The sequence below is a fragment of the Paenibacillus sp. GCM10023250 genome, assembly GCF_042653205.1.
GTDB lineage: Bacteria > Bacillota > Bacilli > Paenibacillales > Paenibacillaceae > Paenibacillus_Z.
The window spans coordinates 238,228-256,346 of sequence record NZ_JBHSHY010000001.1 but is presented as its reverse complement, the minus strand read 5'-3'; the positions used below and the strand labels follow the sequence as shown (position 1 = coordinate 256,346).

Annotated in this window: 18 protein-coding genes; 3 read left to right on the top strand and 15 right to left on the bottom strand. The window is 61.1% G+C overall.

The genetic code is table 11. The annotated features are described in order from the left end of the window. Positions 1-56 precede the first annotated feature (56 nt). Positions 57-602 carry a TetR/AcrR family transcriptional regulator gene (locus ACFPB1_RS01135; protein WP_379220971.1) on the top strand — a complete coding sequence of 182 codons (546 nt, stop codon included), beginning with the start codon at positions 57-59 and terminating at the stop codon, positions 600-602. 94 nt (positions 603-696) lie between these two features. Here the strand turns inward: ACFPB1_RS01135 and ACFPB1_RS01130 are convergent, their stop codons facing one another. Beyond that, a complete protein-coding gene (locus ACFPB1_RS01130; protein ID WP_379220969.1) occupies positions 697-1,734 on the bottom strand; it encodes an NADH:flavin oxidoreductase/NADH oxidase in 1,038 nt (345 codons plus the stop codon). Between the two features lie 276 nt (positions 1,735-2,010). Here ACFPB1_RS01130 and ACFPB1_RS01125 point away from each other — a divergent pair, with 276 nt between their 5' ends. After that, entirely contained in the window at positions 2,011-2,652 is a 642-nt protein-coding gene (locus tag ACFPB1_RS01125) for a GntR family transcriptional regulator (RefSeq protein ID WP_379220966.1), read from the top strand. 217 nt (positions 2,653-2,869) lie between these two features. Here ACFPB1_RS01125 and ACFPB1_RS01120 read toward each other — a convergent pair whose 3' ends face one another. The 5 genes from ACFPB1_RS01120 to ACFPB1_RS01100 all read right to left on the bottom strand — a co-directional run bounded on the left by ACFPB1_RS01120 (position 2,870) and on the right by ACFPB1_RS01100 (position 9,412). Next, positions 2,870-4,174, bottom strand: coding sequence for a DUF4179 domain-containing protein (locus ACFPB1_RS01120; protein WP_379220963.1), 1,305 nt, complete (start codon positions 4,172-4,174; stop codon positions 2,870-2,872). Then, on the bottom strand, positions 4,150-4,686 hold the full coding sequence (locus tag ACFPB1_RS01115; RefSeq protein WP_379220961.1) for a sigma-70 family RNA polymerase sigma factor: 537 nt from the start codon (positions 4,684-4,686) through the stop codon (positions 4,150-4,152). The genes ACFPB1_RS01120 and ACFPB1_RS01115 overlap by 25 nt, the downstream gene beginning before the upstream one ends. Before the next feature lie 144 nt (positions 4,687-4,830). After that, entirely contained in the window at positions 4,831-6,624 is a 1,794-nt protein-coding gene (locus tag ACFPB1_RS01110) for an ABC transporter ATP-binding protein (RefSeq protein ID WP_379220959.1), read from the bottom strand. Then, on the bottom strand, positions 6,621-8,387 hold the full coding sequence (locus ACFPB1_RS01105) for an ABC transporter ATP-binding protein (protein WP_379220956.1): 1,767 nt from the start codon (positions 8,385-8,387) through the stop codon (positions 6,621-6,623). Before ACFPB1_RS01105 ends, ACFPB1_RS01110 begins: the two co-directional genes overlap by 4 nt. A gap of 485 nt (positions 8,388-8,872) precedes the next feature. Continuing rightward, positions 8,873-9,412 (bottom strand): thiol-disulfide oxidoreductase DCC family protein, encoded by a 540-nt coding sequence (locus ACFPB1_RS01100; protein WP_379220954.1) that lies wholly within the window; start codon positions 9,410-9,412, stop codon positions 8,873-8,875. A 332-nt stretch (positions 9,413-9,744) separates the two neighbouring features. Between ACFPB1_RS01100 and ACFPB1_RS01095 the strand changes: the two genes are divergently transcribed. Then, a complete protein-coding gene (locus tag ACFPB1_RS01095) occupies positions 9,745-10,128 on the top strand; it encodes a VOC family protein (protein ID WP_379220952.1) in 384 nt (127 codons plus the stop codon). 281 nt (positions 10,129-10,409) lie between these two features. Here ACFPB1_RS01095 and ACFPB1_RS01090 read toward each other — a convergent pair whose 3' ends face one another. The 9 genes from ACFPB1_RS01090 to ACFPB1_RS01050 form a co-directional block, all read right to left on the bottom strand. Then, entirely contained in the window at positions 10,410-10,988 is a 579-nt protein-coding gene (locus tag ACFPB1_RS01090; protein ID WP_379220950.1) for a YjgB family protein, read from the bottom strand. 175 nt (positions 10,989-11,163) lie between these two features. Beyond that, a complete protein-coding gene (locus ACFPB1_RS01085) occupies positions 11,164-11,739 on the bottom strand; it encodes a TetR/AcrR family transcriptional regulator (protein WP_379220948.1) in 576 nt (191 codons plus the stop codon). A gap of 266 nt (positions 11,740-12,005) precedes the next feature. Then, positions 12,006-14,180: an alpha-glucan family phosphorylase gene (gene glgP, locus ACFPB1_RS01080; RefSeq protein ID WP_379220946.1), complete on the bottom strand. Its 2,175-nt coding sequence runs from the start codon at positions 14,178-14,180 to the stop codon at positions 12,006-12,008. Between the two features lie 293 nt (positions 14,181-14,473). Beyond that, entirely contained in the window at positions 14,474-14,722 is a 249-nt protein-coding gene (locus tag ACFPB1_RS01075) for a tautomerase family protein (RefSeq protein WP_379220944.1), read from the bottom strand. 130 nt (positions 14,723-14,852) lie between these two features. After that, positions 14,853-15,488, bottom strand: coding sequence for a DsbA family oxidoreductase (locus tag ACFPB1_RS01070; protein ID WP_379220942.1), 636 nt, complete (start codon positions 15,486-15,488; stop codon positions 14,853-14,855). 1 nt (position 15,489) lies between these two features. Then, the gene (locus ACFPB1_RS01065) at positions 15,490-16,029 is read right to left on the bottom strand and encodes an NAD(P)H-dependent oxidoreductase (RefSeq protein WP_379220940.1); all 540 of its coding nucleotides are present in this window, start codon (positions 16,027-16,029) and stop codon (positions 15,490-15,492) included. 21 nt (positions 16,030-16,050) lie between these two features. After that, the gene (locus ACFPB1_RS01060) at positions 16,051-16,380 is read right to left on the bottom strand and encodes an NIPSNAP family protein (protein ID WP_379220938.1); all 330 of its coding nucleotides are present in this window, start codon (positions 16,378-16,380) and stop codon (positions 16,051-16,053) included. 81 nt (positions 16,381-16,461) lie between these two features. Beyond that, a complete protein-coding gene (locus ACFPB1_RS01055) occupies positions 16,462-17,031 on the bottom strand; it encodes a TetR/AcrR family transcriptional regulator (RefSeq protein ID WP_379220936.1) in 570 nt (189 codons plus the stop codon). Positions 17,032-17,077: 46 nt separating this feature from the next. Beyond that, entirely contained in the window at positions 17,078-18,118 is a 1,041-nt protein-coding gene (locus tag ACFPB1_RS01050) for an LLM class flavin-dependent oxidoreductase (protein WP_379220935.1), read from the bottom strand. Position 18,119: the final 1 nt, after the last annotated feature.

Sequence of the window (18,119 nt, the reverse complement as noted above, 5' to 3'; positions counted from 1 at the left end):
TTATTGCGCAAGCCGCGCGGCATTGTGCGGGAACGGACCATGACGGGAGGGAAACGATGGCACAGGTCGACCGAAGAATCGCGAAATCGCGGGAAGCCATCAAGACCGCGCTTGTCGACTTGATGGCCAGCAAGAAATTCGAGCACATCACCATGCAGGATATTTCGGACAAGGCGAACGTCGGCCGGAGGACGATCTATCTCCACTACCAGGACAAATATGATCTCCTGGATCGGCTCGTCGCGGAACATATCGCTGAATTGCGGAGAATTTGCGAAGCGGCAACCGAAGCGAGCTTTGCCGAAGGCAGTCTCGTTTGGTTCGACTATTTCGAGCGGAACGCGGCGTTCTTCGCGGCGATGCTGCGGAGCCAGGAAGCCGCTGCCTTTCGCAGCCGATTCTTGGAATATGTCGTCCAGCGGCTGGATGATTATGTCGACATCGCCGAAGGCGTGAACGAGGGATTCAGCAGGGAAATCGTCCTCCGTTTCCTCGGAACGGCCATCGTCGGGCTCGTCGAATCGTGGCTGGCCGGCGGGTTGTCGGAACCGGCCGGCGTGGTGGCGAAGCAGCTGGGCCTGCTGTTGGACCGGAACCTCTAGTCCGGGGCGGTCGCAGCCGAATGCCGAACAGGCTGCCGTTCGATCGGCAGCCTGCGGTGGTTGAGTCAAGTCGTGATGGTTGATCCATAGCCGATTACCGGTTCAAATCCTTGAACCCGATGCCGTATACGCCGGGGATCGCCGTTTCCTTGCCGAGCCTGGCGGCTGCTTCGAGCGTCCAGTAAGGATTGCGCAGCATGCCGCGGCCAACGGCCACGAGATCCGCGTCTTCGTTGCCGATGACGGCGTTCGCGAGCGAAGGCTCATCCAACCGGCCGACGGCGATGACCGGCACGTTCAGGGCATTCTTGATCGCCCTGGCAAACGGCACCTGGTAGGCCACGTGCGTACCCGGTCTTCCGTGCGCCAGAATCGGGCCTTCGCCGCCGGAGCTCACGTGGAACAGGTCGACCCCTGCATCATGGTACGCCTTCGAGAAGGCGATGCTGTCCTCGATGCCATAGCCGCCTGCCACGTATTCATGCGCCGTAATGCGCATAATTAGCGGCATCTCGTGCGGCATGACGCGCTTCACGGCTTGAATCACATCGCGGCCGAACAAGGTCTTGTCCCTGCCGTATTCGTCCGACCGTTTGTTCGTGTACGGCGATTGGAATTCGTGAATCAGATAGCCGTGCGCGGCGTGGAGCTCGATCGTGTCCATGCCTGCTTTGACGGCCCTTTCGGCGGCCTGGCGGAATTTCTCGACCATGGCTTTAATCTCGTCGCTCGTCAGCTCCCGCGGCACTTTGGATTGCTCGTCGTACGGAATCGCCGACGGCGCGACGGGTGTCTCCGCGTCTTCGGCTTTGCGGCCCGCATGCGCGATTTGAATCCCGACTTTGGCGCCGTATTGATGGCATGCCTCGACGATGCGCTTGAGCGGCGCGATGTGTTCATCGGACCACAGGCCCAAGTCGAAATTCGTGATGCGGCCGTCCGGTTCGACATCCGTCATCTCGATAATGATGAGGCCTGCTCCGCCGATCGCGCGGCTGACGTAGTGCAGATAATGCCACTCGTTCGCGATGCCGTCCTTGGCCGTGACGGCGTACTGGCACATCGGCGGCATGACGACGCGGTTTTTCAAGTCCAAGCCTTTTATTCGAAACGCGTTAAACAAATGGTTCATGGATGATGGGCTCCTTTATACCGTCGGATGTAGCGCTAAAGGCAGAAGAAATGGGATTCGTGGTTAGTATGGCTAGCTGCTGCGGCAGCCGCGCATGCAATAATTGGGACGCTGCTGCGGGACTTCCGGAAATTTTACAAAACCTTAATCCTCCCGTAACATTCGACTTACATACAAGAACCATAATGCTTGCATATAGGATCGTTCGTCTCCCTGCCGGCTCGGCCGCGCCGGGAAGCGCCGATCAACCACGAATCGTAGAAGGAGACGCTGCACATGTCCGATTTGCCGCTGGTGGACATCGCCTACCGGCATATTCGCCAAAAGCTGCTGAACGGCGATTATGTGCCCGGAACCCTGCTGTCCGAGAACGAACTCGCGGCGGAGCTGAGCATGAGCCGGACGCCGGTACGCGATGCCATGGCCGTGCTGTCGCGGGAAGGCTTCGTCGAAACGCTCAAGAAACGCGGCATTCTCGTCAAAGGCATCGACATCAAGGAATTGTACGACATGTTCGACTTGTTGACGGCGCTGTACGTCTACGTGCTGGATGCCCTCGAACCCCGGCAATTTGAGGAAGTGCTGCCGACGATGAAGCGGTACTTGGACGAATTGGCCGATGCCAGCGAACGCAAGCGCTACCGCGACTATTACGAGAACGGCCTCCTGTTCGTCCGGACGCTGCTCGCTGCGTCGCGCAATCAGTGCATCCTGCAAACCTTCGATACATACAAGGACAAGATTCTGTATTTCGTCGTCCTGTACCGTACCGTCAACAGTCCGAATCGCCCGTATACCAGCCGCAAGCTCTATTCCGAGGTTTACGAGCGACTGACCGAAGGCAAGCTTACCGCCGCGAAGCAAGCGTTCGTGGAAGCCATGAAGAACAACCGCGAAGAACTAGTGCGATATATGTAAGAGTCTCTGGCTCTCTACTTTACAGAAGATGAGCGTGGCATAACGAGATGATTCCCCCTAACGAACTCAGGCAGCCGGCGAAACCGTCGGCTGCCTGATTCCATTTAACTGGGTATCCCCTGGCGGGTGAACTGCGGACGCTCTGAAATGCCTAGACCTTCCATCAGCACGCGACTCGTCTCTCACCGCTCGGTTCCAAGCGCCGCCGGCGCCGCCTCTAACCGCTTCCCCCCTCCGTCGCGGGCACCTGGACCGTCACGCTGAGATCCCTCAAATATGTCGTCGGATTAAAGACGGGCGAGGTAATCCGAATGACGTCGCCGCGGTCGACGTCGCCGAACTTCAGCTCGTACGCGTGCGCGCGGCCTTGGATGCGAACGGGCGGACTAACTCGCGGCAGCGCGTTACCATTGCCGTCCTCGACCCCTATCCGATTGATCTGCTCGTCGAGCTGTTCGCCCGTCACGTCGCACACGAGCGTTAACGTTCGATCCTCCAGCGATTGATCGACGACGAGGACGGAGCCGATGGCGCCTTGATCCAATGCGATCGGTGTCCCCTTCCAGGTGCCGTCCACGCGCACCGTAGAATAAGCCGTGCTGATATACGGCGTGATCTCGATCTGCTCCGGCACCGTCTCGAAGGGATCGAAGAAATACGCGTATTCCCCGCTCTCCTTCGGCGAGCCGGCGGCGCGATAGGCGAAGGAGCCGGATCCGTTCAACACATAGCCCCGTTCGTCGCTCACCTTGAACTTCAGGACGGCGGCCTCGTTCAGATCCGCATGCGACAGGCCAAAGGTCAATTCGGTCGCGGTCGGATACAGCGACAGCGCATGGTACTTCATCCCGATGCCATTCCACGTGCCGGTCTTCGAGATGGACGCGGTTCGATAATGGCCACGCCGCTCGACCGGCAGCCGCGCGTAGACGGACCCGTCTTCACGGGATCTCAGCTCAAGCTGGAACTTATCCGGCAGCGGGTCCGCCGCGCGAATGCTAATCGCCCCGGCATAGGTGCCGTCTTCCAGCTTGATGGCGGGGGCGCTTCCGCTGTAGGTTAGCGGCTTCCCGTTTACCGCGTAGACGACATCGTTCATGAATGCGTATGGATCCCGGTCGGCGTCCTGCGCTACCCAAGCGAGGAGAATCGAAGAGCCGTCATAGAGACTTTCCGTGAAGCGGATCTCCTCATCGCCGATTCGAACCTGCCGGTCGACCGTGCTTGCCAATCGGAGCTCGCTGCCTCGCTTCATACCGGCGTCCCCGACCAACTCGAGGACGGACCCGATGAGCGGCAAGGACCGCATCGCCTCGGCAATAGCCGGCGACATCGACGACACGCTCACCACAATGGCGATGGCGGCGGTGGCTGCCGCCACGGTGCCGGCAAGCCGTCTCCGTCCCGACGCCCGTTTGCGTGCCGGCTTGAGCGCGTCCAGCGTTTGCTGAATCCGTTGATCGACTGCCTCGGGCAGCGGGCGATTCACGTGCTGCCTCACGTATCGCTCCCATTTTTCCACGTGTATCCCTCCTGTTCCCCCCATATCCGGCGTGCTGCTCCGCGCGCACGGCGCAGCCACGTCTTGATCGTGTTCTCGGGCTTTCGGTAGAGCTCGGCCAGCACCTTCACCGAGATGTCGTCCAGGTAATAGAGCTCGAGGAGCCGGCTTTCCTCATCCGGCAGCGTGCCCAGCAGCTGGTCCAGCTCCACTTGTTCGTAGCCATGGTCGCGCGCGGCAGGAAGCGCCGAACGGTCGAGCGCGACGACGGTTTTGCGCTGCCGGTGGATGCGATTGCATTCGTTGATCAGAATACGCAGCAGCCAGGTTTTGAAATACGCCGCCTCCCGGAGCGTCCCGATCTTCTCGAACGCCTTGACGATCGCTTCCTGTATGGCGTCCGCGCAATCCGCATCCCGTTTCAGTATCGTCTTGGCGACTTGGTACATCACGGTTTTATGCGCTTGAATCAGGCGCGCGAAGGATTGCGCATCGCCTTGTTGCGCTCTTCTCACTTCCTTGGCCTCGTCCAAGGCGTCTCCCTCCTTCCCGTTAGACGTAGGTTAGATGCGCGGCGGCACGGGGAGGTTTCAGCGGGCGCGAAAAAAAAAGAGCCGATCGCGCGGATCGGCTCGTTCGCTTGCGATGCGGATCGCGCTCTAGGCCCGCCGGACGCCTCATGCCGGCTGCTCGGCCTGTTCTTCCTCGGCGTCCGTTTTCGATTCCTCGCCCTGCCACAGCAGCTGCATCTCGACGCTCGTCGCGAGCAGCTCGGACAGCGTGCCTTCGGCTTCGATGCGCCCGTCCTTCAGGACGAGAATATGATCGGCGCGTGCGAGTGCCGCGCGGCGATGGGATACGGCGATGCAGGTCACGTCCGGCTCCCGGAAGAGCCGCTCCCACAGGAGCTTCTCCGTCTCCACGTCGAGCGCGCTCGACAGATCGTCGAAGAGGAACACGTCCGACTGCGTCAGAAGCATCCGGGCCGTGGCGGCGCGCTGGATCTGTCCGCCGGAGAGCATGACGCCGCGGGGGCCGACGAATGTCTCGAGCCCGTTCTCCAGCGTGCGAAGGTCCTGCTCCATGACGGCCAGCCGAATGGCGCGGTCCAGCGCCTCCTGCGGGACGGGCGCGCCCTGCGTGATGTTCTCGCCCAGCGTGTCACTGAACAGCCGCGGCACCTGCGGCGTGTACGACGTGCGCGGCGGCTTCAGGAATGCGGCCGGATCCTCGATCAGCCGCCCGTTCCACTGAATGGTGCCTGCCGATTTCGGCAGCAGGCCGAGGAGCGTGCGGACGAGCGTCGATTTGCCCGAGCCGATCCGGCCGGTGACGACGAGGAATTTGCCGCGCTCCAGGCGGAAGCCGACGTCCCGAATGCCGTTGTCCGAGTTCGGATACGTGTAGGTCAGGCCGCGAACCTCCAAACTTTGCAAGCGATCGCCTTCGTTCGCGGCCGTGGCTTCCGCCTCCGGGGGATCTCCGTACAGGTAGACCGGGCTGTGCTCGATGACGCGGTCCTCCTCGCCCGGGCGGAACAGCCTCCGCATCCGGTCGAGCGCCACGCGCAGCCGCTTATGCTGGAAGACCATGTAGCCGAACAGCGAGACGCTGAACGAGAAGGTAGTCAGATAGGACGTGAAGAGAGCGAAATCCCCGACGGTGAAGCGGCCCGCCTTCATCTCCGATGCGCACATCAGCAGGATGACGCCCGTGCAGACGGTGAGCACGTGCTGGTTCATCGAGCGCATCCACTGCTTGAACAAATTATCTCTTAAGGCCGCCTTCCGCCGGCTCTCGTTCAGCTCGAGGAACCGGTTCATCACGTGGTCCTCCGCCCGTCCGAGCTTCACGGCCTGCACGGCGCCGAACGTCTCCGCGATGAAGCCGGTAATGCGGCCGGTCGCTTCCCGGTTGAGCCGGGAATACCGCCGCGCCCGATTGCCGGACAAGTTATTGAGCAGCGTGACGACGACGAGCGGGAGAATGGCCACCAGCGTAATCTGCCAATTGATGCGCGTCATGATCACGATGCAGGCCGCCGCATAGATCAAGCGGCCCCAGAAGTCGACCCACGACTCGACGTATTCGACGACTTCGTCCACGTCTTCCCGGAACCGGGTCATCGCATCCCCCGGCGAAGTCGGCAGGTTGCGCCCCGGCCAGCGCATGATGCCGGCCAGCATATTGCGGCGCAGGATGGCTTGCAGGTGATAGATGTACGTCACCCACTCGTAGAAGGCGGCGAAAAACATGCCGACCCGGGCGAAGCGGATCAACGCGACGACGATGAGCGGCAGCGCGAGCCAGAGGTAGTCGTGGGATTGGGTCGTCGTGCGGTCGAAGAACCATTTCATCCCGAGCCCGATGCCGACGGGCATCGCGTGGAAGATGCCCCACAAGAGGCCGTTTATGAGATAAAGCATGGGGTTGTAGCGAAATAACCTCCCCACGAATTGCGTGACGGTCATGCTAATTCCTCCTGTCGGTCGGCTCTCAGCAGCCGGCCGTATTCCGATGCCGGATCTTGCGCCAATGCCGCGCGCTCGCCGAACTCGACGATTCGGCCGTTGCGCAGCACCATGATTTTGTCGACGCGGTCGAGCGTGGCCAGCCGGTGGGCGATCACGATGCCCGTGCAACGCTCGAGCAGCTGGTCTACGGCCTTCTGCAGGATCGCCTCCGTCGCGGCGTCGAGGCGCGAGGACGGCTCGTCGAGGATGACCAGGCTCGGCTGGGTCAGGAACACCCGCGTCAGCGCGAACAGCTGCGCTTCCCCCGCGGAGAGCGACGCGCCGCCGGCGGAGAGGCGCGCGTGCAGCCCGCCCGGCATGGCCTCGATCCATGGGCGCAGCCCGAGCCGCTCGGTGGTCGCGAGAATCGCTTCGTCCGTGAGCTGCGGATTGAACAGCGTCAGGTTGTCGCGGAGCGTACCGTCGAACAACTGCACGTCCTGCGTGACCATGCCGACTCTGCGGTAGAGCGCCGCCAGCTTCAAGTCGCGGATATCCGTACCGCCGACCCGAATGACGCCGCCGTCCAGGTTATAGAGCCGGAGCAGCAGCCGGCTGATGCTCGACTTGCCGCTGCCGGTCCGCCCGATGAGGCCGAGCCGTTCTCCCGGCCTCAGCCGGAAGCTGATGTCGTGCAGGATTCGCTGGTCCGCGTTGTAACCGAAGCTCACCTGCTCGAACGATACGGACAGCGGGCCTGGCGGCAGATCGTCCGCCTCCCCCTCCGCGATCTCGCTTCGCAGGGAAAGCAGCTCCTGGGCGCGGCGCATACCGGACTTCGCCTTCTGGAATTCCTGCAGCTGATCGCCGAGCTGCTCGATCGGATCGTTCAGCATCTGCGTGTACTGGAAGAAGAGGAACAGCATGCCGAGCGTGATCTGCCCCGTCAGGTACATGCGCACGCTGAGCATCAGCACCACGGTCACGGCGATCGTGAACAGTACGACCGTGGCGTTCCACGGAAGGACGCGGCGCATCCACGCCTTGCGGCCGGCGAGGAAGACCGCCCGCATCGCCCGGTGATAGCGATTCATGAGGCGCGGCACGCCGCCGTTGGCCTGCACGTCCTCGATGCCCGCGATCCGTTCCTCGATCAGGCCGTACAGGGACGCGTTCGCTTGGCGCTCCGTCTGGGAGGCGCTCACGCCGATGTCCCGCAGGCGGAACATGACGCCGACGGACAAGGCGGTGAAGGCGGTCATCGCCGCGGCGATCGGCCAGTTGTAGACGTACATGTAGCCGAGGATGCCCGTGAGCAGGACGAAGCTGCCCACGATTTTCGCAATGAACATTGCGAAGAAATTCGACATATGGGTCACGTCGCCGTCGATGCGTTCGATCATCTCGCCCGGCGTCTTGACGTTGTGGAACCGCATGTCGAGCCGAAGGACGTGCTGGAGCAGGTCGGCGCGGATTTGGTTGGTCGCCCGCCAGGAGACGTCGTTCCCCAGGTAGTCGACCGAAACCGTGAACAGCTGATTGCATACGGCAACGAGGAGATACAGTCCCGCCAGCGACAGCAGGCCGGAGACGCTTCCCGAGCCGGTCGCCTGGTCGATGAACCGCTGGACGATCTGCGGATTCAAGAGCTGCAGTACCGTCGTGACGAGCAGCAGGAGCAGGAGCGCGAACATCCGCCATTTGACGGGTCGCAAGTAACGGAATAGCCAGGTCATGGATGGTTTGGGCGGTTTGAATGCACGCGTTCGATTGTGCGGCATGATGCGGAGAACCCCTTTCTGTCGTTGGCAGTCGCGGCTGACCGTGGCCGTGCAGGCGGGGACCTGGAGGAAAAAATAAAAAGCTCCAGGCGCAACCGCCTGGAGCGAGGTATACAGGGGAATCAATGCATACGCACGGCAGGGTCAGCCAATGGTTTCAAGCCTATGCGGTTGGATGGAATCGCTGCGATTTGGTTTGCCATTGGGAAGACCTCCTTTGCTCGATCCGTTTGGATGGGATCTGGAATAAGGAAACTATATCACGCGCTTTCGGACAGCGTCAACCAGGATCTGGATGCTTTGCTCAGCTTCGTCGCAAATTAGGCGATGAACGGCCGAGGATCGCGTGCTCGAAGCCATGCGGTAACGGCAGCGGAAGCGGAACGGGAACCAGGACTGCGTCACAGGCGTCCCAGGGCCGGAAGGGGCAAGCCGCATCACGCCTGCAGCTTCGGACGTATCCGATCCCGGCCTTCCCGTCTCCGTCATGGCTCGTCCCCCTCCCCGTCTTCGATCAGTCTTCCGCGCAGCTTTGAATCGTACAGGGCACAATGGATGCCTTCCCCGCCCAACCACCGATATCGCCGGCGCGCGATGAAGTCATACGCGCGGTCGCGGATGAACGCGGGGATCAGGATTGCGCCGTACAGCAGCGGCCACGGCCCATCGAGCTCGCGCAGGACGCGAAGAGCCGCGCCGGATTTGACGTAGCGGTGGCCCTTCGCGATCAAGACGAACGTGTCCGCCGGCGCCGAGTCTTGGCGGCTTCGCCGGTTCAGTCCGGTTGCCGGCGAACGGCCGTCTCCCCTAATGGTTCCCGGCCTGCCGAATGCATGCGCGCGGTCCCCTGGCTGCCCGGCTTTCGCCCAAAATCGTCTTCCCGCCGCCGAATCGAGCGCGGCGAACCGGAACCGTCCCGCGGCATCGCGCTTGCTGACGAACCGCGCCAGCCAATGGCAGAGCGGACAATCTCCGTCGATCAGCAGGATGATGTCGGGATGCGAGGCGGCTCTCTTCGTCTTCATGGCTGACCTCTCCTCTCTATAGCGCCATTGTAAGCCCGAAGAGGAATGCTGCTCAGTGCCAACTTTCATAGCCGCATCCGGGGTAGGGTACTACGCCCGGTAATACCCTTCTCGCTCGTGACCCCGTAGACCGGTTCAGCGGTTGCATCCCGTTCGCGGATGCTTCCGACGACATCGCAGTGGCTGTCCGATCGGCAAGTTCGAGACCAGTAAAAATGTCCCTTCCCGAGCATGCGAACCCCCGCAATCGAAGCGGCTTCGATGGTATGATGATGTTGTCACATCGGTGGACATATCCCGGCGGCGACTCGCCGCCCACGAGGAGGCTAACCATGCGCGTAACCGGTATTACCGCGCAACTGCGCACGACGGAGCTCGATGGATCCATCCGCTTCTACACGACTCAGGCTGGCATGGAGCTGTCTTTCCGGCACGAAGATTTCTATGCCGGCATTCGTGCCGGCAATCAGGAATTCCACCTCAAGCTGGTCGATGAACCGGACCCTTCCGTTGCCTATGTGCGCGAATGCGGGCACTTCCAGCTCTACTTCGCGACGGACGATGCCGCGTCCCTCGCAGCGGCGCTGAAAGCCCGGGGAGTGCGCCTGGTGCGGGACGTGCACGAGACCGCGTGGAGCACGAGGGAATTCGTGATCGAGGACGACCAGGGCCATACGCTCTACTTCGGCGAGGCGCTAAAGGATGGAGCCGATTAATTGTTTAATGCTATTAACCAAAGGAGCGGGCGGTTCGGTCATGCAGTAACATAATAATTATTATGTAAACCAAGTAAGTTAACGTCATTAATAAATTGATATCATTAATTAGTCCCTGTGCTCCGGATTGAGCGTGCCAAGGACAAAAAAGAGACCCGCAGCATAAACCGCGGGCCAAAGTGTTTTACATCAAGGGGGTCGAGTTCTAGTATAGGCTGGTTTCATCATGGCAGGATCAACGCAACATTGCAATCGGATTACATTTGTTACGATTCGGACGATTAACGCTTCAGCAGATTGATATGGTCGAGGTTCGTGCTGCTGTTGAAGACGAACGAAAGCTTGAACTTGCCGCGGTTGTAGGTGATTTTTTGCTGCACCAGCGAACCGTTCCGGATGACGACCGAACCCGAAGGCTTTCCCCATTGCCGGAACAGCAGCTGCTTCGAGATCCCGCCGATATTCGTCTGCCGTTCGACCTGGGTACCAAAGTAGCGCATCTCCCGAACCTTGTTCAGCTTGTAGGCGATGGCATAGCCGGGATGCCCCATCTCCGCGTGATACAAGTCGAACCCGTCCGCGTCCGTTCGCTTCTTATCCGGCTGGCCGAGCTTGGCGATGACGTTTTGCCGCGTGCTGGTTCCGATGACAAGCCCCCTCGCACCGCCCGGGAATTGACCCGCCAGCGCAGGTTTATAGAAGCTGTTCAACGCCTTCAGCGCCATCGCCGCGTCGCTCGCGCTGAGCTGCCGGATCTTCCCGGCCGCTTCGCGGGCATCGGCCTGCGCGGCTGTTGCGGTTGCCGCGATGATGCTCGATAGCATTCCGAATAACGCGATCATTGTCCAGTATTTTTTCATCATGATCCCTCCGGCGCTCGGTTCTGAGTTGAATTTCGAGAAATTCGTACTCATCCCCGATAATTTACCCGGAAGGCCGGCGATTTACACCCAAAAAAGGATCACGGCTAAAGGCCATGATCCTTTTCCCTTGACATGCGGAAGCGGGCTCGTCCGACTCGGGATCACGTACGGATTAGTCCAGCAGCTTCATATGCGTGTCGATGATCGTGCGTAATTTCGCGCGGTCCGTTACCGTTTTCGCCATGACAGTCAGGCCGATGTAGGCGTTCATTAGGGAGGATGCCAGCGCTTCGGCGCTCAGCGCGCCGCCGATTTCGCCCGATCGCTGGCCTCGCGCGACCAGCTCGCGGAACCACTGCTCCGTTCGATCCCAGTTCCGGAGTACCCGGTCCTTCGCTTCCGGATCGTGCTTGGCCAGCTCGACCGCGGTATTGACGATGAAGCAGCCGTTCGGGGACGGATTCCCCTCTTGGATGGTCCATTCCAGCAGCATCCGGATGGCTGCCTTCGCGGTTTGAGTCTCCGCGATGCGGCTCAGCAAGGTCTGCTCGGCCTTGTCGCTGTAGCGGTCCAAGGCTTTAAAGTACAAGGATTGCTTATCGCCGAAGGTGTCATACATGCTTCCTTTATGAATCCCCATGTGCGTGACCAGATCCTTCATGGATGTCTTCTCGTAGCCCCGCTCCCAGAAAAGCCGCATCGCCTTGTCCATGACGGCGTCTTGATCGAATTCCTTAGTCCGTGCCATTGCGCTCGTCCCCCTTCCGTTGAAGCCAATGTAGCATGTCGGGAACGATTGGTCAAGAAACGGGCCTGCCGCATGCGGACGAGCGCGAACAGTCGGTAAAAAGCTCCCAGAAGAGCGCCTTCCCGCGATGGAAGACGGCGGGATGCCGGCCTCCGTCGTGAAGGCGCTCTCTGGCGCTGAGCGCGGTATACGAGGTCGCAGCATGGGGAAACAATATCCATCGCGCGTGCCTCTCTATCCTCGCCGTTCAAGAATAGCGAATCGATCTATCCCCAGGCGGATAGCTCCATCTCGAACTCATTGGCGAAATCCGGGCTGACCGGTGTGACCCGCACGTTGACGTTCGCCTTCCAGAGGTCGATTGATCCGTCGGGACTCGATCCCTCGTAGATGTAGACGCCCTTGGCCAGCTGCTGAACCGGCTCCAGTTTCGCTTTCCAGATGCCCTGGCGGCCGTCGGAGCCGACCGCCTCCACGCGGACGTCCTTGTGCCAGATCGCGCCGAGTCCGATTTCGGCCCGGAACGCCGATTTGTTCAGACCGATCCGGCTGCTGTTGTCGGCCAGCAGCTCGACTTTCCGGACCTCAACCCCCGCCCACTCGCTGCGGATGAATTGCTTGAAGGCGGCCACTCTCGACGCGACCTCGAACCCGTCCGCGGCGAACCGTATGCCCCTCGCGCTTGCGGGTTCGTATACGCGGCGCCGGTATTCGTCGAGCATTCGATGGGTATTGAAGACGGGCGCGAGCGAACAGATCGACTCCTTCATCACGTGGACCCATTCCATCGGGATCTTCCGGTCGCCCCGCTTGTAATAGAGCGGCACGATCTCTTCCTCGAGCAGCCGGTAGAGCGCCTCGCTGTCCCGGATCGACTGCAGCTCCGCGTCGGCTTCCGCCGCGCTCTCGATCGCCCAGCCGTTCCGCCCGTTATACCCCTCGACCCACCAGCCGTCCAGAACGCTGCAGTTGATCACGCCGTTTAGCGCGGCCTTTTGCCCGCTCGTGCCGCTTGCTTCCATCGGTTTCGTCGGCGTGTTCAGCCAGACGTCGACGCCTTGCACGAGCTTCTTCGCGCGGTCCATCGCGTAATTCTCGATCAGGTGGACGCGGCCCTTGAACCGTTCCTCCCGCGACAAGCGCGCGATGGCGCGGATCAGCTCCTGCCCCGGTCCGTCGGCGGGATGCGCCTTGCCGGCGAACACGAGACACACCGGACGCCGCTCGTCGCCGAGCAGGCGGGCGAGCCGATCCGGGTCGCTGAAGATCAGCAGCGCCCGCTTATACGTCGCGAACCGCCTGGCGAACCCGATGATCAGCGGCCCTTCCCCGGACGCGTCAAGCGGCAGGCCGAAGGCCGCGATGAGGTTCGCTTTCGCCTGCAGATGCGCCTGCCACAGCTCTTGCTGCGGAATATGCCGGACGGCTTGCCAAGCCTCGGGATCCGCGGTCCGCGCGGTCCAGCCGGACGGCAGATAGCGGTCGAACAGCTCCTTCATGCCGGGAGCCAGCCATGTCCCGATATGGATGCCGTTCGTGACCGAATCGACGGGAATGTCCGGCTTCGGAATATGCGGCATCCACCGGCGGAACAGCTCCCGCGTGACGTCGCCGTGCAGCTTGCTTACGCCGTTCACCTTCGACGAGGTGCTGCAGGCGAGCCGCGTCATGTTGAACGCGCCGTCCGCGCGGCCGAGCGACAGGATGCGCTCGCGGTCCGTGCCGAGCTGCCAGTAATAGTCGCCGAAGTAACGGTCCATCTGCTCGAGGGAGAAGACGTCGTGCCCGGCCGGGACCGGCGTATGCGTCGTAAAGACGGTGCTGGCCTTGACCGCTTCAAGCGCCGTCTCGAACGGCATGCCTTCCGCGGATAACATTCGGATGCGTTCGAGCGTCAGAAACGCGCAATGCCCTTCGTTCATATGCCAGACGTCCGGCCGGATGCCGAGCGCCGCGAGCAGCCTCGTGCCGCCGATGCCGAGGAGCATCTCTTGACTGATCCGGATGTCGTGATCGCCGGGATACAGCGTGTCGGTTAACCGCCGGTCCGCCTCGTCGTTCGCTTCGACGTCCGTGCTCAGCAGGTAGAGCGAGACGGAGCCGAGCCGCACGGCCCACGCCTTGGCCCGCACTTTCCTGCCGCCCAGCGGCACTTCGACGAGGAGCGGCCGCCCGTCATCGTCCTCCACGAGCCGAACCGGATAGACGCTGGCCTCCGGGTCGACCGCCGGATAGAGATGCTGCTGCGCGCCGCTTTCGTCGATGCGCTGCTGAAAATACCCATTGCCGTAAAATATGCCGACGCCCGTAAGCGCTATGTTCAAGTCCGCCGCTGCCTTAATATGATCGCCTGCCAATATGCCAAGACCGCCCGAATAAATCGGTAAGGATTCATCAAGTCCGAACTCCGCCGAGAAATACGCGATTTCGCAGGTTTGCATCGTCCCACCTCGTTTTTGACTCTCATTGCGCGTGAGCCTTATAAGCGCCTAACTCGATGCCTCTATACTATATGCCGGTTTCAGGTGCACGTGCCTAGGGCAAGCCGGTGCCGCCGCCGGCCGAGCCGGCCGGCGATTCGCCCGAATCGGGCGGCATTTCCGGAATAGAACCGGCAGCGCCGAAAAAATAAAAAGCCCGCGCTGAGCGCGGACTTTCTGCGAGCTTGGCCGGCTAGCGGCCGTGAGGCGGGCTTGAACGAGCGGTCCGATGGTGTATGCGGCGCAGGTGCGGATCAGCCTTCGCCCGTTTGCTTCTTAGCGGCGAGCTTCCGCCGGTATTCCAGCGCGGGGAGTCCTCCCCAGCCCCAATTGTCGGTGTCGACCTCTTCGATGACGACGAACGTCGACTCCATCGGCTTGTTCAGGACGTCGCGCAGCAATTCGCTGACGCCTTTGATAAGCGCGGCCTTCTCCTCCGCCGTAACGGAATCGCGGTCTGGCGTCGTGCCTTCGCGGGTGACTTGAATCGTAACGATCGGCATGTAAATATCCTCCATTCGCTTGGTGAAAGTTAGGATTAGTATGGTTGAAGAGCGGGTTTCCATGCTTGCCGCGTCCGAAGGCGGCGGTTCGCGGCTGTTCCGGTTGTTCCGGCTATTCCGGCTGCTTAGCTTAGTGCCGCCCGATGGCGCGAACCAGGTCGGCGGGCGACTGCAGGCCCGTTAAGGCCGTCCGTTCGTTGATGATATAGTACGGCACGCCTCGAATGCCGAGCTTCTGCGCGCTGCGCTGCCCTTCTTCCACGTGGTCCAGTCCTTCGCCCTGCAGCAGCCGGTTCTTGAGGGTGGCGGGATCGTCCGTCACGCCGGACGCGGCCGCGATCGCCGCAAGCTCATCCGCGTCGCCGAGGTTAACGCCCTGTTCGAAATACGCTGTAAACAGACGTTCGATCAATTCCGATTGCAGCTCAGGCGGCGTCAAGGCGATCAATTGATGCGACAGCGTCGTGTTCGGCGTAACCTTCACCAGGTCCATGTTGTACGTTAAGCCGAAATGCGCGCCGGTCTCGTTGTATTGCTTCATTCGCGCTTCGAACTGCGCCGTCCCGCCCAGCCGGCCGATCATGATCTTACGGTAGTCCTCGCCTTCCGGGCGGATGCCGGGGTTCAACTGAAAGGCATGATAGCGGATCGTGGCGGTCTTGCCTTCGGGCAGCATCTCGAGCGCGGCGCGCAGGCTTGCCGTTCCCATGCGGCACCAGGGGCAGACGGTATCCAGATAGACGTCGATCGTTACGTTATCGTTCATGTTACGCCTCCACCAACGGTTGAACGGTGTTCAGATGACGCACATAGTCCTTGCTGCTTTGCGCGAGGCGTTCCGGCGTCACGTCGGACGTGTCGTTCACCGCGAAGTGCGGCAGATAGACGGCGCTGATGAACCGGGCCAGCGCTTGAACCGGCGCCAGGATCTGATCCAGCGTATACCGGTTGGAGCCTGTCGGCTGGTACGATTCCGCCGTGCCGTATGTCGAGATCGCGACCCCGATTTGCTTGCCGGTCGTCTTGGTCGCCTCCGGACCGTATGCCCAATTGTACAAGAGCACGGCGTCGAACCATTTCTTGAGCAGCGGAGGCGTGCTGTACCAGTACAGCGGGTATTGGAAAATAATCCGGTCATGCGCTTCGACGAGCCGCTGCTCCCGCTGCACGTCGATGTTCTCGTCCGGGTATTCCTTATACAGGTCGTGGATCGTGATGTCGGGCTGCTTCTGCAGCTCCTCCACCCATGCTTTGTTCCAGTTGGATGCCTCGAGGTTAGGATGCGTAACGATCACTAATGTTTTCATTTTGGTTGCTCCATTCTATGGTTAGGATTGGCGGCGGAAGAAGGCCGCTTGATGCATGAATAGACTTTCCTGCTTCTGAATGAGCGGGCCGCCTAGCTCGGATGCCCGTCTGACTTCGAGCCATTCGGGATCGCTGCGGAATCGTTCGTAATTCGCGTTGCGCGCCTCCATGTCGGGATGCTCGACGACATAATACAGCCGGTTGCGGGCTTCGTCCGCGTCCTGCCAGAACTGCGTGATCGTCATGCCGTGCTTCTCGAACAACCCGATCGCAGAATCGCGAAACCGGTCGAGCAGCGCCGGCATTTTGCCTGGCATCACATCGTAGATTCTCAATTCGTACAGCATCATGTTCACCTCCTATCGCAAGTTGCCTTAATAAATCTATCTATTAAAAGGTAGATACAAGAGGAAAAAGAATCCGCTTCGCCCTTACGTTAAAGCGGATAAGACGCTCTCAGAGATCATGCCGAACCGGTTCGCGTCCCGGAAGGTTCTCGCGAGCAGCTGCGCCCCTTGAAGCGACGCCAATATCTGATGCGCCCGGACGTCCGCGGCGCCCTCGAAGCGTAAATGCCCTTCGCGGCGTCCCTCCTCCAGCACGCGCTCCACCCACGCCAAGTTCGACGTGAAGAACGCGCTCAGCTTCTCGCGGACCTGCTCCGATAAGGTTGCCAGATCGGAAGACAGCATGACGCTCAGACAGGTGCAGTACGTATCGACCGGGATGCTGAAGATCTTCACGTAGCTGCGCATCTTCTCTAGGTTGTTCGACGACGCCGCGTCGATTCGGGCAATCTCGGCACGGAACTCTCTGTGGTACCTGGCGATGAGCGCTTCCCCCAGATCCTCCTTGTTCGGGAAGTGGTAATGAATGCTCGCCGTGCGAATGCCGATCTTGCTTGCGATATGCGCGTAGCTGAATCCATTGAATCCGACCTCTTGCACGAGGGCTTGAGCCGTATCGAGAATCAACTCCGCCGTGTTTTTGTTGTTGGTCATAGCTGCAGTCTACCTTTTAGTAGGTACAAAGTCAAGCGAAACCGTTTCAGCCCTTAACGGCGAGCTTCCCGCGAACGCGCGGCGCGACCTCGGTGCCCATCAGTTCAATGGCGTTCATGACTTGGTCGTGCGGCATCGTGCCGGTCGGCAGATGCAGGAAGAACCGCGAGAATCCGAGCTGCTCGCTCATGAACAGGATCTTGTCGGCCACCGTCTGGGGATCGCCGACGTACATGGCGCCTTCGGGGCCGCACGAGGCGTCGAAGTAGGCCCGGCTGTAGGTGCCCCAGCCGCGCTCCCGGCCGAAGTAGTCCATCGACGCCTTGGTCGGCGGGTAAAACAGGTCCGCCGCCAGCGAATCCGTCTCCGCGACGAAGCCGAGCGAGTGCAGCGCGATGCGCAGCTTCGACGGATCGTGTCCGGCGCGGGCGGCCGCGTCCTTGTAAAGCTTCACGACCGGCGCGAACTTCAGCGGATTGCCGCCGATGATCGCCAGCACGAGCGGCAGGCCGAGCACGCCGGCGCGAATGGCCGATTCCGGATTGCCGCCGCTGCCGATCCAGACCGGCAGCTGATCCTGAACCGGTCGCGGATACACCCCCAGATTCGTGAACGCCGGACGATGGCCGCCTCTCCAAGTGACGCGCTCGGCGTCTCTGATTTGGAGCAGCAGCTCCAGCTTCTCTTCGAACAGCTGCTCGTAATCGTCCAGGTTGTAGCCGAACAGCGGAAACGCGTCGACCATCGAGCCGCGGCCCACGATCATCTCCGCCCGTCCGTTCGAGATGCCGTCCAGCGTGGCGAATTGCTGGAAGACGCGCACCGGATCCGCCGCGGAGAGCACCGTCACCGAGCTCGTCAGCCGAATGTTCTCGGTCATGGACGCCGCTGCCGCCAGCACCATGGGCGAAGCGGAGTCCGCGAATTCCTTCCGATAATGCTCGCCGACGCCGAAGATGTCCAGGCCGACCTTATCCGCCAGCACGATCTCTTCCACGACCTCGCGCAATCGCTGCGCATGGCTCATCATTTGGCCCGTCTGCGGGTCCGGCGTTGTTTCCACAAAAGAATCGATTCCGATTTCCATT

Coding starts and splice junctions, on each gene's coding strand:
- ACFPB1_RS01135 (WP_379220971.1), top strand. CDS start 57: ATGGCACAGGTCGACCGAAGAATCGCGAAATCGCGGGAAGCCATCAAG.
- ACFPB1_RS01130 (WP_379220969.1), bottom strand. CDS start 1,734: ATGAACCATTTGTTTAACGCGTTTCGAATAAAAGGCTTGGACTTGAAA.
- ACFPB1_RS01125 (WP_379220966.1), top strand. CDS start 2,011: ATGTCCGATTTGCCGCTGGTGGACATCGCCTACCGGCATATTCGCCAA.
- ACFPB1_RS01110 (WP_379220959.1), bottom strand. CDS start 6,624: ATGACCGTCACGCAATTCGTGGGGAGGTTATTTCGCTACAACCCCATG.
- ACFPB1_RS01105 (WP_379220956.1), bottom strand. CDS start 8,387: ATGCCGCACAATCGAACGCGTGCATTCAAACCGCCCAAACCATCCATG.
- ACFPB1_RS01100 (WP_379220954.1), bottom strand. CDS start 9,412: ATGAAGACGAAGAGAGCCGCCTCGCATCCCGACATCATCCTGCTGATC.
- ACFPB1_RS01095 (WP_379220952.1), top strand. CDS start 9,745: ATGCGCGTAACCGGTATTACCGCGCAACTGCGCACGACGGAGCTCGAT.
- ACFPB1_RS01090 (WP_379220950.1), bottom strand. CDS start 10,988: ATGAAAAAATACTGGACAATGATCGCGTTATTCGGAATGCTATCGAGC.
- ACFPB1_RS01085 (WP_379220948.1), bottom strand. CDS start 11,739: ATGGCACGGACTAAGGAATTCGATCAAGACGCCGTCATGGACAAGGCG.
- glgP (WP_379220946.1), bottom strand. CDS start 14,180: ATGCAAACCTGCGAAATCGCGTATTTCTCGGCGGAGTTCGGACTTGAT.
- ACFPB1_RS01075 (WP_379220944.1), bottom strand. CDS start 14,722: ATGCCGATCGTTACGATTCAAGTCACCCGCGAAGGCACGACGCCAGAC.
- ACFPB1_RS01070 (WP_379220942.1), bottom strand. CDS start 15,488: ATGAACGATAACGTAACGATCGACGTCTATCTGGATACCGTCTGCCCC.
- ACFPB1_RS01065 (WP_379220940.1), bottom strand. CDS start 16,029: ATGAAAACATTAGTGATCGTTACGCATCCTAACCTCGAGGCATCCAAC.
- ACFPB1_RS01060 (WP_379220938.1), bottom strand. CDS start 16,380: ATGATGCTGTACGAATTGAGAATCTACGATGTGATGCCAGGCAAAATG.
- ACFPB1_RS01055 (WP_379220936.1), bottom strand. CDS start 17,031: ATGACCAACAACAAAAACACGGCGGAGTTGATTCTCGATACGGCTCAA.
- ACFPB1_RS01050 (WP_379220935.1), bottom strand. CDS start 18,118: ATGGAAATCGGAATCGATTCTTTTGTGGAAACAACGCCGGACCCGCAG.